At 54.3% G+C, this 14,872-nt stretch carries 14 protein-coding genes and 4 pseudogenes; 14 read left to right on the top strand and 4 right to left on the bottom strand.

Going from position 1 to position 14,872, the window contains the following annotated elements; translation table 11 throughout:
• Window positions 1-532: pseudogene (locus tag F9C28_RS15805) on the top strand (hypothetical protein); the annotation flags it as partial.
• A gap of 96 nt (window positions 533-628) precedes the next feature.
• Here the strand turns inward: F9C28_RS15805 and F9C28_RS15800 are convergent.
• The 3 genes and pseudogenes from F9C28_RS15800 to F9C28_RS15790 all read right to left on the bottom strand — a co-directional run.
• Window positions 629-1,174 (bottom strand): annotated as a pseudogene (locus F9C28_RS15800) (phage portal protein); the annotation flags it as partial.
• 11 nt (window positions 1,175-1,185) lie between these two features.
• A protein-coding gene (locus F9C28_RS15795; protein ID WP_199016301.1) for an IS3 family transposase occupies window positions 1,186-2,297 on the bottom strand; the annotation gives its coding sequence in 2 pieces (ribosomal slippage) (window positions 1,186-2,036 and window positions 2,036-2,297; 1,113 coding nt in all).
• Between the two features lie 79 nt (window positions 2,298-2,376).
• Window positions 2,377-2,589, bottom strand: a pseudogene (locus F9C28_RS15790) (phage portal protein); the annotation flags it as partial.
• Here F9C28_RS15790 and F9C28_RS15785 point away from each other — a divergent pair.
• Both F9C28_RS15785 and F9C28_RS15780 read left to right on the top strand, forming a co-directional pair.
• Window positions 2,578-2,916 (top strand): annotated as a pseudogene (locus F9C28_RS15785) (phage late control D family protein); the annotation flags it as partial. The pseudogenes F9C28_RS15790 and F9C28_RS15785 sit on opposite strands and share 12 nt — an antisense overlap.
• A gap of 62 nt (window positions 2,917-2,978) precedes the next feature.
• On the top strand, window positions 2,979-3,197 hold the full coding sequence (locus F9C28_RS15780; RefSeq protein WP_199016300.1) for an ogr/Delta-like zinc finger family protein: 219 nt from the start codon (window positions 2,979-2,981) through the stop codon (window positions 3,195-3,197).
• A 286-nt stretch (window positions 3,198-3,483) separates the two neighbouring features.
• Here F9C28_RS15780 and F9C28_RS15775 read toward each other — a convergent pair whose 3' ends face one another.
• Window positions 3,484-5,172 (bottom strand): aspartate:alanine antiporter, encoded by a 1,689-nt coding sequence (locus F9C28_RS15775; protein ID WP_199016299.1) that lies wholly within the window; start codon window positions 5,170-5,172, stop codon window positions 3,484-3,486.
• A gap of 314 nt (window positions 5,173-5,486) precedes the next feature.
• Here F9C28_RS15775 and F9C28_RS15770 point away from each other — a divergent pair, with 314 nt between their 5' ends.
• The 11 genes from F9C28_RS15770 (at window position 5,487) to rlmC (ending at window position 14,825) form a co-directional block, all read left to right on the top strand.
• Window positions 5,487-5,876 carry an inner membrane protein YbjM gene (locus tag F9C28_RS15770; protein ID WP_199016303.1) on the top strand — a complete coding sequence of 130 codons (390 nt, stop codon included), beginning with the start codon at window positions 5,487-5,489 and terminating at the stop codon, window positions 5,874-5,876.
• A gap of 161 nt (window positions 5,877-6,037) precedes the next feature.
• On the top strand, window positions 6,038-6,313 hold the full coding sequence (locus tag F9C28_RS15765) for a DUF1418 family protein (RefSeq protein WP_199016298.1): 276 nt from the start codon (window positions 6,038-6,040) through the stop codon (window positions 6,311-6,313).
• Window positions 6,297-7,019, top strand: a complete 723-nt coding sequence (gene nfsA, locus F9C28_RS15760; protein ID WP_199016297.1) for an oxygen-insensitive NADPH nitroreductase — start codon at window positions 6,297-6,299, stop codon at window positions 7,017-7,019. Before F9C28_RS15765 ends, nfsA begins: the two co-directional genes overlap by 17 nt.
• Before the next feature lie 40 nt (window positions 7,020-7,059).
• On the top strand, window positions 7,060-7,962 hold the full coding sequence (gene rimK, locus F9C28_RS15755; protein WP_199016296.1) for a 30S ribosomal protein S6--L-glutamate ligase: 903 nt from the start codon (window positions 7,060-7,062) through the stop codon (window positions 7,960-7,962).
• A 104-nt stretch (window positions 7,963-8,066) separates the two neighbouring features.
• On the top strand, window positions 8,067-8,546 hold the full coding sequence (locus tag F9C28_RS15750) for a YbjN domain-containing protein (RefSeq protein ID WP_199016295.1): 480 nt from the start codon (window positions 8,067-8,069) through the stop codon (window positions 8,544-8,546).
• Window positions 8,547-8,908: 362 nt separating this feature from the next.
• Window positions 8,909-10,018 (top strand): spermidine/putrescine ABC transporter substrate-binding protein PotF, encoded by a 1,110-nt coding sequence (potF, locus tag F9C28_RS15745; RefSeq protein WP_199016294.1) that lies wholly within the window; start codon window positions 8,909-8,911, stop codon window positions 10,016-10,018.
• Between the two features lie 143 nt (window positions 10,019-10,161).
• Window positions 10,162-11,295: a putrescine ABC transporter ATP-binding subunit PotG gene (potG, locus tag F9C28_RS15740; protein WP_199016293.1), complete on the top strand. Its 1,134-nt coding sequence runs from the start codon at window positions 10,162-10,164 to the stop codon at window positions 11,293-11,295.
• A 9-nt stretch (window positions 11,296-11,304) separates the two neighbouring features.
• Entirely contained in the window at window positions 11,305-12,261 is a 957-nt protein-coding gene (gene potH / locus F9C28_RS15735) for a putrescine ABC transporter permease PotH (RefSeq protein ID WP_199016292.1), read from the top strand.
• Entirely contained in the window at window positions 12,258-13,103 is an 846-nt protein-coding gene (gene potI, locus F9C28_RS15730; RefSeq protein ID WP_199016291.1) for a putrescine ABC transporter permease PotI, read from the top strand. Before potH ends, potI begins: the two co-directional genes overlap by 4 nt.
• An 82-nt stretch (window positions 13,104-13,185) precedes the next feature.
• On the top strand, window positions 13,186-13,650 hold the full coding sequence (locus F9C28_RS15725) for a YbjO family protein (RefSeq protein ID WP_199016302.1): 465 nt from the start codon (window positions 13,186-13,188) through the stop codon (window positions 13,648-13,650).
• Window positions 13,651-13,697: 47 nt separating this feature from the next.
• Entirely contained in the window at window positions 13,698-14,825 is a 1,128-nt protein-coding gene (rlmC, locus tag F9C28_RS15720) for a 23S rRNA (uracil(747)-C(5))-methyltransferase RlmC (RefSeq protein ID WP_199016290.1), read from the top strand.
• Window positions 14,826-14,872: the final 47 nt, after the last annotated feature.

Genomic DNA, 14,872 nt, shown 5'->3' with positions numbered 1-14,872 from the left:
TCGATGTGTTTGCGGGAAAAAAATCGGCCCAGATCCGCGAAATTTTAATCAGCGAGTCAGCTTGGGAAGAAATGACCTGCTTATTCGCACCTTCCCTAAAGGAACTAAACATAATCATGTGCCTAATGTAGTTCAGGAACTCAATCGCTTAGTTGATGCCTATATCAAGTCTCCAAGTCTCATTAGAAATAAAATAGCTCATGGTCAATGGCTTGTTGCTCTTAATCGAGAAAATACACATATAAATAGCGAAATGGCAACCACTTTAGTTAATTTGGATGTCGTTGAGTTGACTCGTTTTAAAGATGCATTCGCAAGAATGTCTCGTATTGTAGAGGATATTATTAAATCACCTAATAAGGCCCATTTGCGCGATTATTGGCCTCAGCTTGAAGAATTTAAGAGAAAACAAAAAGAAATGTCACTATGGACAGTCTCTGCTAAAATTTCGCAATTGAAAAATAAATATAGCCACTCCGAAAATATGCGCTGTGAGGCTTGTGGTCAATTGCATACGATTAGAACTAATTAGTATCCCTATTGCCATTAGCCTAGCAATATTTTTTCTTGATCAGGTTTTGATAAACAGCCAAATGCTAGGCTGTTTATTTTTATAACAACTTTATTCTTAGAGCTTATCTAATCCTAGTGAGTAACTTTCAAAGCGGATCAACTCCTCCCCAACCCAGTCATTCAGCTCCTGCAGGCGCTTCTGCAGTGGCATCAGCTCATTGCGGACAAAGACGTGGCTCGCTTTCTCCACATCCCCAAACCCACCAACATTACTCGGCATAATCCCCATCATCTGCGGCGGCACGCGGTGCGCCGCCATCATGTCATCGCGGCTCACGTTTTTGATGTTCAGAAACTCATCCTTTGCCGCCACCTCTGACAGCGGGATGATCTGGATACCGTCCTTTTTACCGTTGGGTGAGTACATAAACAGGTTGCGGAAGTTGCCCGGTCCTTTGGCGCTCTTCATCGCCTGGCGGATGTTGTTCACGTCCTCCTGGTTCTGCGCTGCGTCGGTCATGTACATGATAAAACCCGCATGGCTGCCGTTGATGTAGTACTTCCGACGGAACAGCGTGGCGGACTCATTCAGCAGGGCGGAGGGAATGGCGGACAGGTATTCCGGCAGGCCGTAAATCTCCTGGTTCAGGTCCGGTTGTAAGCATACCCGTTTTAGTTCCACGCACTTTTTGAGATTTCCGGGTTTTCAGCCATCAGCCGGTATTCTTCCGGCGTCAGGTTATTCAGGGATTCATGCGGGCGCTCGCAGTTATATTCCGTCAGCCAGCGCTCTGTTATTTCCCTTACTTCATTCAGTGTCCTGAACAGGTAAAAGTCCAGTATTTCAGTCCGGTATGTCCGGTTAAAACGCTCTATGAACGCGTTTTCAGTTGGTTTTCCCGGACGGATAAATTCCAGTTCAACATGGTGCTCCTCCGCCCACTGAGCCAGTGTGACTGACACCAGTTCTGGTCCGTTGTCCATCCTGAGTTTCAGAGGGTATCCCCGGCTGGCGACAACCCTGTCCAGTACCCGGACCACCCACTGCGCCGGGATATTCAGATCGATTTCAATGGCCAGGGCTTCGCGGTTAAAATCATCCACCACATTAAACGTCCGGAATCGCCTGCCACAGGTCAGGGCATCGTGCATAAAATCGATGGACCAGCTCTGATTCAGTACCTGTGGTACACGTAATGGCGAAGGATCACGGGCTGGCAGACGCCGCTTTCCCCGCCGTCTGAAATTCAGCCCCATCTGGCAATAAATACGGTGCACACGCTTATGATTCCAGGCGTGGCCCTGCCGGCGAAGCACCTGGAACAACTTTTTGAAGCCGTATTTTGGATAGCGTTCAGCCATGACCGAAAGCGCCTCTATAACAGGCTCATCACGCCGGGTATCGGCCTGATAAAAATATACCGTCCTGCTCAGCGATAATGTCCTGCAGGCCTGGCGCACGCTCATGGCAAACTGAGTGATCAGATAGCTGGCGAGCTCGCGCTTTATCGCTGGTTTCAAAGCTTTTTTTCGATAACGTCCTTCAGTGCACGACATTCAAGGCTGAGATCGGCAAACATCTGTTTGAGACGACGATTTTCATCCTCAAGGTCTTTCATCTTTTTGATATCAGAGGCTTCCATACCGCCGTACTTTGCTTTCCAGTTGTAGTATGAGGCTTCAGATATTCCCGCTTCGCGGCAGACATCCTTAACGGTACGTCCTGCTTCGACGGACTTCAGAACGGCAATGATCTGGTGTTCGGTGAATCGGGCTTTACGCATGGCGATCTCCTCTGGGGACATAATCAGTATGTCGGAAGATCTCTAAAAGTGAATGGGACGTTTTGCAGGGATGCTTACACGGTTCCATCAGGTGAAAGATGCTGCTTTTGGAGAACTCGTAGGGCTGCGTGGTCATGCCGTATTGCACAAACCAGTAGGTGTCGAGGTCGATCCCGCGGCGGGTATATTTCGCCAGCGATGGCTCCAGCGATAGGATGCCGCCCAGTCTGTTCGTCCGTTTCTCCAGGTAGGCGTTACCAAACACCAGATAGTCCTGCACAAAGCGGCTGAAGCGAAGCAGGGGGATTACCTGATCGGCACAGATGAAAATGTACTGGTCCTGGGCAGAACATACGCTAACAAAAGCAATGCTGAGCGGGCGGCAAAAATGCACTGGGAAAGGCTGCAGCGTGGTGTTGCATCATTTTCCCTGCAATTAGCCCGGGGCCGGGCAGATCTTTATACCGAAATGCCGGTTCGGGTCAGTGGGTTCAAAGCGGCAATTGATAACGCAGAGTGGATTATCACAACCGTAACTCACTCACTGAGTTCGGATTCGGGATTTACAACAGCGCTGGATCTGGAAGTTAAAGTTGATAGTTCTGATATGAAATATTAAGTTTCATATTGTGAACAATGGTGTATCATTATTGCGATTTAAGCAAAGGTGGAGAGCGAATCATGATGAATTGTCCTTTGTGTGGTGGGGCCGCACATACACGGAGCAGCTATCAAGTAACGTCAAACACAAAAGAGCGCTATAACCAGTGCCAGAACATCAACTGTGGATGCACGTTCAAATCGCTGGAGACGGTATCAGATATCATCATGCAGCCTGGAATTATCAAGACAGTTCCACCGCATCCTGATCGATCTCAGCAGGGCGCATTATGGCTTTGAACAAAACCCGCAATGTGCGGGTTTTGTTTTATTAGGGGTGAGGAAATTTCCGCTGTCGCCACTTTGCCGCCATAGCGTTGAAGTACAGCTTGTAAGTAACTGATTAGAAAGGATGTGAATTTCAGGCAACAAAAAACCCATCAACCTTGAACCAGAAGCGGCGGGGTTGATGGGCTCCACAAATTGGGGACATCAAAGAAAAGCAGTGGCACTAATTAAGACCCGGGACCTGGTGAAAAGTTCGCGGGGCAGTGCGAAATAATTTTTGACAGCACAAAATGGGTAATCAGCCAGCCAGACCCGGCCAGATGATGATGATTAATGTCCCCGCCAGGGTGAGCAATACGTTGGCTATCGCATAGGTCCCCGCATAGCCCAGCGCCGGGATATTACTGCGCGACACATCGCTGATAATCTCCATGGCGGGCGCACAGGTACGGGCCCCCATCATGGCCCCGAACAGCAACGCGCGGTTCATGCGCAGCACATAAGCCCCGAACAGGAAACAGATCACCACCGGCAACAGGCTGACAATCAGACCGGCAGCCAGCATCTGGCCGCCAATGGCACCCAGACCGTGGCTAATACCGCTACCGGCACTCAGGCCGACACCGGCCATAAACACCATCAGGCCGAACTCTTTCACCATATTCAGCGCCCCCTGGGGGATGTAGCCGAAGGTAGGATGGTTCGCCCGCAGGAACCCGAGCATGATCCCGGCAAACAGCAGCCCGGCGGCGTTACCCACCCCGAAACTGAACGAACTGAATTCGAAGGTGATCATCCCAATCATCAGGCCAATAATAAAAAAGGCGCAGAAGGCCAGCAGATCGGTAACCTGGCTGTGGATGGAGATAAACCCAATACGGTCGGCAATGGTTTTTACCCGGCGGGCATCACCGCTCACCTGCAACACATCGCCCTTATTGAGAACGATATTGTCGTCAATCGGCATCTCAATCTGGCTGCGGATCACCCGGTTGAGGAAGCAGCCGTGATCGGTGAGTTTCATTTGCGCCAGGCGGCGGCCCACCACATTGTGGTTCTTGACCACAATCTCTTCGGTGACAATACGCATATCCAGCAGATCGCGATCGAAGACTTCCTTACCGTTACGGAAGCTGGGATCAAGACGGGCGTGGGCATCGGGGTAACCTACCAGGGAGATCTCATCCCCAACCTGGAGCACTGCGTCCCCGTCCGGGGTTGCCAGAATACCGTTACGGCGGATGCGTTCGATATAGCACCCGGTCTGGCGATAGATCCCCAGCTCGCGCAGGTTTTTACCGTCCGCCCAGGCAACCAGCTCCGGGCCAACGCGGTAGGCGCGGATAACCGGTAAATAGACTTTCCGGGTGGCATCGGTATCCAGGCCACGCTCCCGGGCAATCTGCTGGGCGCTGGTCTGTAAATCCTGATGCTGCAGTTTGGGCAGATAACGGGCACCGACAATCAGGCTCACCAGCCCCACCAGATAGGTTAAGGCGTAACCGAGGCTCAGATGATCCTGGGCAATAGCCAGCTGGGCGCTATCCATCCCTGAGTGGCGCAGGGTATCACCCGCCCCCACCAGTACCGGGGTTGAGGTCATGGCCCCGGCCAGCATCCCGGCAGTCAGCCCGATGTCCCAGTGGAACAGTTTGCCAAAGCCCACTGCCATCAGCAGCGCGCTCCCCACCATGACGGTGGCTAACATAAGATAATTTTTACCATCGCGGAAAAAGATGGAAAAAAAGTTCGGCCCGGCTTCGACACCTACGCAAAAAATAAACAGCATAAAGCCCAGATTTAGTGCATCGGTGTTCATGGCAAAGTGTTGCTGTCCCAGCAATAAAGAGACCACTAAAACACCAATAGAATTACCCAGTTGTACTGAGCCCAGCCGTAATTTACCCAGACATAGGCCCAGGGCGAGTACCACAAATAATAACAGGATGTAATTCCCGCTTAACAAATCCGCGACGTTTATATTCACTGAGGATAACTTCTTGTTTACTAGTAACCTGTTGAAAGTGATAATATTTTGCGCTAATGTCAGTGATGTTTTTTGGGGCAATAACCCTGTCGGGCAATATGATAGGCAAGATGAAAAACAGCCCTCACTCACGTCAGCGCGGTTAGTTTAATCTTTCATTGAATTAACGGCTAGTGAGAGTTCATAGATAACAGAGACCAAAAGTAAAAATAAGCGTTCAGTTCTGGCATGGATAGCATGTGCTTTATCTGGCTGGTTCCTCTGCGGAGGAAAAGCGGTTGGTTGATAGTGGCAATGTCAGGGGGATTGTTGTAATGCGGGCACATCGCTGGATGAGTATCATTTGTTGCTGTGTATTGTTTCTCGTGGTGTTTCTGGCGGTGCGCTGGAACATGCGCGGCGCATTTCGTGCGGCCGGCCACCCGGAACTTGGTCTATTGGTTTTTCTGATCCCCGGGGCTGTCGCCAGTTTTTTTGCCCGCAAAGAGCGCATTGTTGAGCCGCTGATTGGCGTCATGATAGCACTCCCGGTGTGTATTATTGCCCTGGACACGATTTTTGTCTCGGATCGTCCTTTCGTACAGGAAATCGCCTGGTTGCTGAGCGCGGTCTTCTGGTCATCTCTTGGTTCCTTATGTTTTCTGATGGTCGTAGGGATGCGGAAAAAGCGCCGCGAGCTTGCCCCCCCACAAGACGACGAGTAATTCCCCCGGCGGTGTTGCTGAGCACGACATCGCGCCTGTATTCCCCTCTATTTTGCCATTATGCCGGCCGCCGCTATTTTTACTGCCGGGGGCATGTCCTGTGCCTGCATCCGGGCCTGTTTTGCGTATATACTCTGCCCATTCTGATAAGGAGCGGATAGATGAAAAAGCAAAGGATCATCCCATTACCGCTACTGATTCTGGAAACCGCAGGCATTCTGCTGTTGGTGCTGGCCTGGCTTTCGGTTAATCGGTATCTGGTATTGCCTGGCGTGCTGGCCGGCAGTGGGGCTGCGCTAATCATGATTTTTGCCGGGGTAGGGCTGATGCTCCCCGCGGCGGTGGCCCTGATTGGGGCCCTATCCCGCCGTGTGGCCCCGCAATTGATGCAACATACTGAGTCAAAAAAGGAAACACGCGATGACGCCGACCATTGATCTGCTGCTTGCCCACCGTTCTGTACGCCGGTTTACTGACCAACCGATCAGCGATGCACAACGTGAGGCAATCTTCGCTAGCGCCAGAGCGACCTCCAGCTCCAGTTTCTTACAGTGCAGCGCGATTATTCGCATCACTGACAGCACCCTGCGTGCCCGGCTGGCAGAGCTGGCCGGGCCCCAGCAGCACGTGGCCCAGGCTGCGGAGTTCTGGATCTTTTGTGCGGATTTTAACCGCCATCTGCAAATTTGCCCCGGGGCACAACTGGGCTGGACCGAGCAACTGCTGCTGGGGGCGGTCGATACCGCGATGATGGCCCAGAATGCGCTGACCGCCGCGGAGTCTCTGGGGCTGGGCGGGGTGTATATCGGCGGGGTCCGCAACCATATTGCTGAGGTTACCGCATTACTTGGGTTGCCGAAATTTGTCCTGCCGCTGTTCGGGCTGTGCCTTGGCTGGCCCGCGGAAAAGCCGGATCTGAAACCGCGCCTGCCGCAGTCATTAGTGGTACATGAAAATCACTACCAGCCGCTGGACCGTGCGGTGCTGCAGCAGTACGACGATGAGGTTGCCGACTATTATCAGCGCCGGGGGAGTAACACCCGCCAGGATACCTGGAGCGATCATATCCGCCGCACCATTATCAAAGAGAGCCGACCGTTTATTCTCGACTATTTACATCAACAGGGCTGGGCCGAGCGTTAATCCGCCCGCCATCGCCATGACCATCGCGAAGGGGTAGCGGATGAAAATAGCTATTTTATCCAGGGACGGGTCGCTCTGGTCCTGTAAACGCCTGCGGGAGGCCGCTCTCGCCCGGGGGCATCAGGTGGAGATTATTGATCCGCTCTCCTGCTATATGACCATCGGTTCTGAGGCGTCCTGTGTGCATTATAAAGGCCGCCGGTTACCCCATTATGATGCGATTATTCCGCGTATAGGCTCCGCCATTACCTTCTACGGTACCGCCGTATTACGCCAGTTCGAGCTTTCCGGCAGTTACCCGCTTAACGAGTCTGTGGCCATTAGCCGGGCGCGGGATAAACTGCGCTCCCTGCAATTGCTCGCCAGCAAAGGGGTCCCGCTGCCGATCACCGGCATGGCGCACTCCCCGGATGATACCAGCGACCTGATAAGGATGGTGGGCGGGGCGCCGCTGGTGGTGAAGCTGGTGGAGGGGACCCAGGGGATTGGCGTGGTCCTGACAGAGACGACCCAGGCCGCGGAAAGCGTGATTGATGCTTTTCGCGGCTTAAATGCCCATATCCTGGTGCAGGAATATATCGCGGAGTCCGGGGGCAAAGATGTGCGCTGCCTGGTGGTGGGGGATCAGGTGGTGGCCGCCATTGAACGCCAGGCAAAAGCCGGGGATTTTCGTTCCAACCTCCACCGGGGAGGACGGGCCCGGATGGTGGAGATTTCCGATCAGGAGCGGGCGCTGGCTATCACGGCGGCCCAGACCCTGGGGCTGGAAGTGGCCGGGGTGGATATTCTGCGCGCCAACCGCGGGCCGCTGGTGATGGAGGTTAACGCCTCCCCCGGCCTGGAGGGGATTGAAACCACCACCGGGCTGGATATTGCCACCCTGATGATCCGCTGGATTGAATGCCAGGCCCGGCCAGGGTACAGCCCCAAAATGGGCGGCTAACCGGAGATGCCGCATAATCGCATGGTATCCAGGCGGCTTTTTGCGTAAGCTATGGTGCTTTATTTCGCCCCCCGTTATTAACGTTAATAGAGGTATCCGAGGTTATGGAGTCACTCGTCATTCCGACACTGGAAATTGTCCGTCGCTGGATGGATGAGATTGGGGTAACTTTCTACGAGTGTGATTCCTGCCAGGCGTTGCATCTTCCGCATATGCAGAATTTTGAAGGGGTATTTGATGCGAAGATCGATCTGATTGATAACGTGCTGTTATTCTCAGCGCTGGCTGAAGTGAAACCCTCGGCGCTGTTAGCCCTGTCGGTTGATCTTTCGTCGATCAACGCCAGCTCGCTGACCATGAAAGCCTTCCTTGATGTTCAGGATGATAATCTGCCTAAATTGGTGGTCTGCCAGGCGCTTTCCGTTACGGTGGGCGTTACCCGCGAGCAGTTTGCCGCCTTTATGAAGCAGAGTGAAGAACAAGTTTCAATGGTGATTCTGGAAGCCTCAGCCAACCAGTTGCTCTACAGCGCAGACGATGAAGCTGTAGCGGAAGAACCTGAAGTCACCCATTTTCTGCATTAATCTTCCCTGATTGCGCACTGTCGTCTGAATAATGACGGCACTGCGCAGTGAAATACCCCGCGCACGCCCCCACCATAATCGCTTTCATGCCAATTTTATTGCTGGCGCCAATTCTGAATGTCATTTCTGTGACCGGTTGATAAAAATCGCTTTTTTCTGGCTAGCTATCGTCGTATCCCCTGCTAACGTTATTCTTGCGCTGCACCGAAAATGTGCAGCGTGCTGGTAGCCTCATTACCGTTTTTTTATTTCAGTCAGGACAAGTGTGCACGAATTTTGCATAGGATTTTGCCCAGAAGTTTGCTGTTGAGTTTTCTCCCTCACGCGCATTGCCATTACCTTTTGAGAAGGAAATAAAAAATATGTCCATCCCCGCAAAAAAATGGTTGTCAGGCGTTATCGCCGGGGCACTGATCGTCTCCTCCGCCGTGGCGCTGGCGGATGATCAGAAAACGCTGCATATCTACAACTGGTCTGACTATATGGGCAAGGATACCCTGAAAAATTTCACCAAACAGACCGGGATTAAAGTGGTTTATGACGTCTTCGACTCCAATGAGGTGCTGGAGGGGAAATTAATGGCCGGCAGCACGGGATATGATCTGGTGGTGCCATCGTCTAACTTCCTGGAGCGTCAGTCCCAGGCCGGGATTTTTGCCCCGCTGGATAAGAGCAAATTACCGAATTATAAAAATCTGGATCCTGAGCTGCTGAAACTGGCGGCGCAGAATGACCACGATAATAAATACGGTATCCCCTATATGCTGGTGACCACTGGTATCGGCTATAACGTTGATAAAGTCAAAGCGGCCCTGGGCGACAACGCGCCGGTGGACAGCTGGGATCTGATTTTTAAACCGGAAAATCTCGCCAAACTTAAGAGTTGCGGCGTGGCATTCCTCGATGCCCCCAGTGAAATGTACGCCACGGTGCTGCACTATTTAGGCAAAGACCCGAACAGCGCCGATCCGGCTGATTACACGGCGGCCACCGATCTGCTGCTTAAACTGCGCCCCAGCGTGCGCTATTTCCATTCTTCGCAATATATTAACGATTTAGCCAATGGCGATATCTGCGTGGCGATTGGCTGGTCAGGGGATGTTCTGCAGGCGGCTAACCGCGCGAAAGAGGCGAAAAACGGGGTGCATATTGCGTATAGCATCCCGAAAGAGGGGGCGATTGGTTATTTTGATAACTTCGCCATCACGGCAGATGCCAAAAATAAAGACGCCGCCTACCAGTTCCTTAATTATCTGATGGAGCCGAAAGTGATTGCCGATATCAGCAACACTGTGTTCTACCAGAATGCCAACAAAGCCGCCACCGAGTATCTGGCCCCGGAAGTGCGTAATAATCCGGGTATCTACCCCCCGGCAGAGGTACGTGCCAAATTGTTCCCGCTTAAGGTGCAGTCGCCGAAGATCGATCGGGTGATCACCCGCTCATGGACCAAAGTAAAAACGGGTAAGTAGCCATTTTAGTGCGCTAATCAGGGGCAGTTGCATCATAAGTGTGCAATTGCCCCAATACGGCCAGGGCCTCGCTGCGCTGGTCACTACAATAAAAACAGTAAGGCGACCGGGCCGAACTTCTCTTTTGCCGGAGGGAATCCACCGTGAACGACACTATCCTCCGCCCGCGGGCGAAAACCATTAAGACACTGACTCCGCTGCTTGAAATCCGCAATCTGACCAAATCGTTTGACGGCCAACATGCCGTTGATGATGTCAGCCTGACTATCTACAAAGGGGAAATTTTCGCGCTGCTTGGCGCATCCGGGTGCGGGAAATCCACATTATTACGGATGCTGGCCGGGTTTGAGCCCCCCACCCACGGGCAGATTGTCCTCGACGGGGTGGATTTGTCCCAGGTACCGCCTTACCAGCGGCCGATTAATATGATGTTCCAGTCTTATGCGTTGTTCCCCCATATGACCGTGGAGCAGAACATCGCTTTTGGGCTGAAACAGGACCGGCTGGCGAAAGGGGAAATCGCCAGCCGGGTGGAAGAGATGCTGGCGCTGGTGCATATGCAGGAATATGCCCGGCGTAAACCGCATCAGTTGTCTGGCGGCCAGCGCCAGCGTGTGGCCCTGGCCCGCAGTCTGGCCAAACGGCCTAAATTGCTGTTACTTGACGAGCCGATGGGCGCGCTGGATAAAAAACTGCGTGACCGGATGCAGCTTGAGGTGGTGGACATTCTTGAGCGGGTCGGGGCGACCTGTGTGATGGTGACCCACGATCAGGAAGAGGCGATGACCATGGCCGGGCGGATTGCCATTATGAACCGCGGCAAATTTGTGCAAATCGGTGAGCCGGAAGAGATCTATGAACATCCCACCACCCGCTACAGCGCTGAGTTTATTGGCTCGGTCAACGTCTTTGAGGGGTTGCTGAAAACCCGCGAAGAAGACGGGCTGGTTATCGACGCCCCGGGGCTGGTGCACCCGCTTAAGGTCGATCCGGATGCGTCGGTGGTTGATGGTGTGCCGGTGTATGTGGCGCTGCGTCCTGAAAAAGTCATGCTCTGCGAAACCCCACCCGCCGACGGTTACAACTTCGCCGTGGGGGAGGTGGTACACATTGCCTACCTGGGCGATTTGTCTATCTATCACATCCGTTTGCACAGTGGCCAGATGATCAGCGCCCAGTTGCAGAATGCGCATCGCTATCGTAAAGGGGCCCCGACCTGGGGGGATGAAGTCCGGTTGTGCTGGGATGCCGACAGCTGTGTCGTGCTGACCGTGTAGGAGGGGATGATGAGCAGTGTAACTGAACGTTCAGCAGGGAAACCTCCCCAGGGCGCGGTGCGGCTCTGGCTGGCCCGTATGCAAATGGTCCACGGGCGTAAACTGGTTATCGGGCTGCCGTTTATCTGGTTGATCCTGCTGTTTATGGTGCCGTTCCTGATTGTGTTTAAGATAAGCCTCGCCGATATTGCCCGGGCAATTCCGCCCTATACTGACCTGCTGAGCTGGGCCGACGGGCAGCTCACCATCGCGCTTAACTTTGCCAATTATCTGCAACTGACCGACGATCCTCTGTATGCGGAGGCGTATCTCCAGTCATTACAGGTGGCGGCGGTGTCGACCCTGTGCTGTCTGGTGCTGGGGTATCCCCTGGCGTGGGCGGTGGCCCACAGCAAAGCCTCCACCCGCAATATCCTGTTGCTGCTGGTGATCCTGCCGTCATGGACATCGTTTTTGATCCGCGTCTATGCCTGGATAGGGATCCTGAAAGAGAACGGGGTACTGAACAACGTATTGCTTTGGCTTGGGGTGATTGATCAGCCGCTGGCAATCCTGCACACCAACCTGGCGGTCTATATCGGCATTGTTTATGCCTATCTGCCGTTTATGGTATTGCCTATCTATACCGCGCTGACCCGGATTGACTACTCCCTGGTGGAGGCGTCCCTCGATCTGGGGGCCAGGCCGTTAAAAACCTTCTTCAGTATTATTGTGCCATTAACCAAAGGCGGGATTATCGCCGGTTCCATGCTGGTGTTTATTCCGGCGGTTGGGGAGTTTGTTATCCCGGAACTGCTCGGCGGGCCGGACAGCATCATGATTGGCCGGGTACTGTGGCAGGAGTTTTTCAATAACCGCGACTGGCCGGTGGCATCGGCGGTGGCCATTGTCATGCTGGTGCTGCTGATCGTGCCAATCATGTGGTTCCATAAACACCAGAACAAAGTGGCGGAGGATCAGGGATGAATAATTTACCGGTAGTATGCTCCCCGTGGCGGATAGCTATCCTGATTATCGGGTTTACTTTTTTGTATGCCCCGATGCTGATGCTGGTGATTTACTCGTTTAACAGCTCGCGGCTGGTGACCGTGTGGGCAGGCTGGTCAACCCAGTGGTATCGGGTGCTGTTCCAGGATGCCCAGATGATCAGCGCGGTGGTGCTCAGCCTGACCATTGCGGCGGCGGCGGCCAGTATGGCGGTGGTCCTCGGGACGATTGCGTCGGTGGTGATGGTGCGCTTTCGGCGTTTTCGCGGGGCGAACGGGTTTGCGTTTATGCTCACCGCGCCGCTGGTGATGCCGGATGTTATCACCGGCTTGTCCCTGCTGCTGCTGTTTGTGGCGCTGGGTCAGGCCATTGGCTGGCCGGCAGAGCGCGGTATGCTGACGATTTGGCTGGCGCACGTCACCTTTTGTACCGCCTATGTGGCGGTGGTGATCAGCGCCCGGCTGCGGGAGCTGGATCGTTCCATTGAAGAGGCGGCAATGGATCTCGGCGCCACGCCGCTGAAGGTCTTTTTCGTCATCACCCTGCCGATGATCTCCCCGGCGATCATTTCCGGCTGGCTGCTGGCGTTTACGCTCTCGCTGGATGACCTGGTGATAGCCAGCTTTGTTTCCGGCCCCGGGGCCACCACACTGCCGATGCTGGTGTTCTCCAGCGTGCGGATGGGGGTTAACCCGGAAATTAACGCGCTGGCATCGATTATACTGGGTGTGGTCGGGATCATCGGGTTTATTGCGTGGATCATGATGGCCCGGGCAGAAAAGCAACGCATGCGTGACATCCAGCGTGCAAGACGCGGCTGAAAAGCATAAAATTCGCCGAAAGCCATTATCGGATGCCGCGCCAGTCGCGGCATCCGTACGTAAGGACCACGGGGTTTTTAAAATTAGCAGCCATCATTCTTCCCATGCCAGGCTCAATGCGCCGACCCTGGTATTGATCGCATCGAGTGCCATTATTCTCACCCGGTGCGTTGATTTATTGATGTTATTCAACACCCTGGGAGTGAGCGGGGCGCTGGCGTTTGTCCAGCGCAGCATCCAGACCTGGGCGCTGACACTTATCTCTTTCGCCAGTTTGCTGGTGGTGGCCATTGATATCCGCTGTGCCTTTGTGATCATCAAAGGGCGTAGCTGGGGGCGCTGGCTATACCTGCTGGTGCAACTGGGGGTGACCGGCTATTTGTGGGCCGCGTCTCTCGGGTGGGGCTATCCTGAACTGTTCAGTATTGCCGGGGCATCAAAGCGGGAGATTTTTCAGGCGCTGGTGGCCCAAAAAGCGCCGGATTTACTGGTGTTGTTTCTGCTGTTTGTGCCACCTTCCAGTCGGCGGTTTTTCAGGCTGCAATAGCCGCGCTGACCCGGTACAATGCCGGGCCTTCCTCCAGGGGTTTTACTATGCAATGTGTGCTCTATGACACCGGTCGCTGTCGTTCCTGTCAGTGGCTGGAACAATCTGTTGACCAGCAGCTGGCGGCAAAAATGGCCGATCTGCGGTCGCTAATGGACGGCTGCCCGGTCGGGCAGTGGTGCGCGCCGGTTACCGGGCCGGAACAGGGGTTTCGCAATAAAGCAAAGATGGTGGTCAGCGGTAGCGTTGAGCGCCCACTGCTGGGGATGCTACAGCGAGACGGCACCCCGGAAGATCTCACCGCCTGCCCGCTGTATCCCCCCCGTTTTCAGCCGGTGTTTGCTGCCCTGAAACCGTTTATCGCCCGGGCCGGGCTGACCCCTTATAACGTGGCCCGCAAACGCGGTGAACTGAAATACCTGTTGCTGACCGAAAGCCAGCTGGATGGCCGCATGATGCTGCGTTTTGTGCTGCGTTCAGAAGCCAAACTCCCTCAGTTACGCGCCGCACTGCCGTGGTTACAGGCACAATTACCGCAACTGGCGGTGATCTCGGCCAATATTCAGCCGGTCCATATGGCCATTATGGAAGGGGAGCTGGAAATTCCGTTAACGCCGGATACCGCACTGGCGGAGTCCTTTAACGGTGTACCGCTGTGGATCCGTCCCCAGAGCTTTTTCCAGACTAACCCAACGGTTGCCGCGCAGCTTTATGCTACCGCCCGGGACTGGGTACGGGCGCTGCCGGTCAGCCATATGTGGGATCTGTTCTGTGGTGTCGGCGGCTTTGGCCTGCATTGCGCCACGCCGGAGATGCAGCTGACCGGGATTGAGATTGCCCCACAGGCCATCGCCTGTGCCAGGCAGTCTGCGCAGATGCTGGGGCTGACCCGGGTACAGTTCCAGGCGCTGGACTCCACCCGCTACGCGACAGGGCAGTCGGCGATCCCCGATCTGGTGCTGGTGAACCCGCCGCGGCGCGGTATCGGTGCCGCCTTGTGTGACTACCTCAGCGCGATGGCGCCGCGCTGGATCATTTATTCAAGCTGCAATGCCCGCACCATGGCCAGCGATATCGCCCGGTTGCCAGGCTACCGGGTTACCCGGGTGCAACTGTTTGATATGTTTCCCCATACGGCACATTACGAGGTGCTGACCCTGTTAAGCCGGGGGTAATTGCCCGCTTCCCACGCCCGGTTTATCGCAGAAAGTTAAAATAATGG

This window comes from Shimwellia pseudoproteus, assembly GCF_016415625.1.
Classification (GTDB): Bacteria; Pseudomonadota; Gammaproteobacteria; order Enterobacterales; family Enterobacteriaceae; genus Shimwellia; species Shimwellia pseudoproteus.
This window is presented reverse-complemented; position numbering and strand designations above follow the sequence as displayed.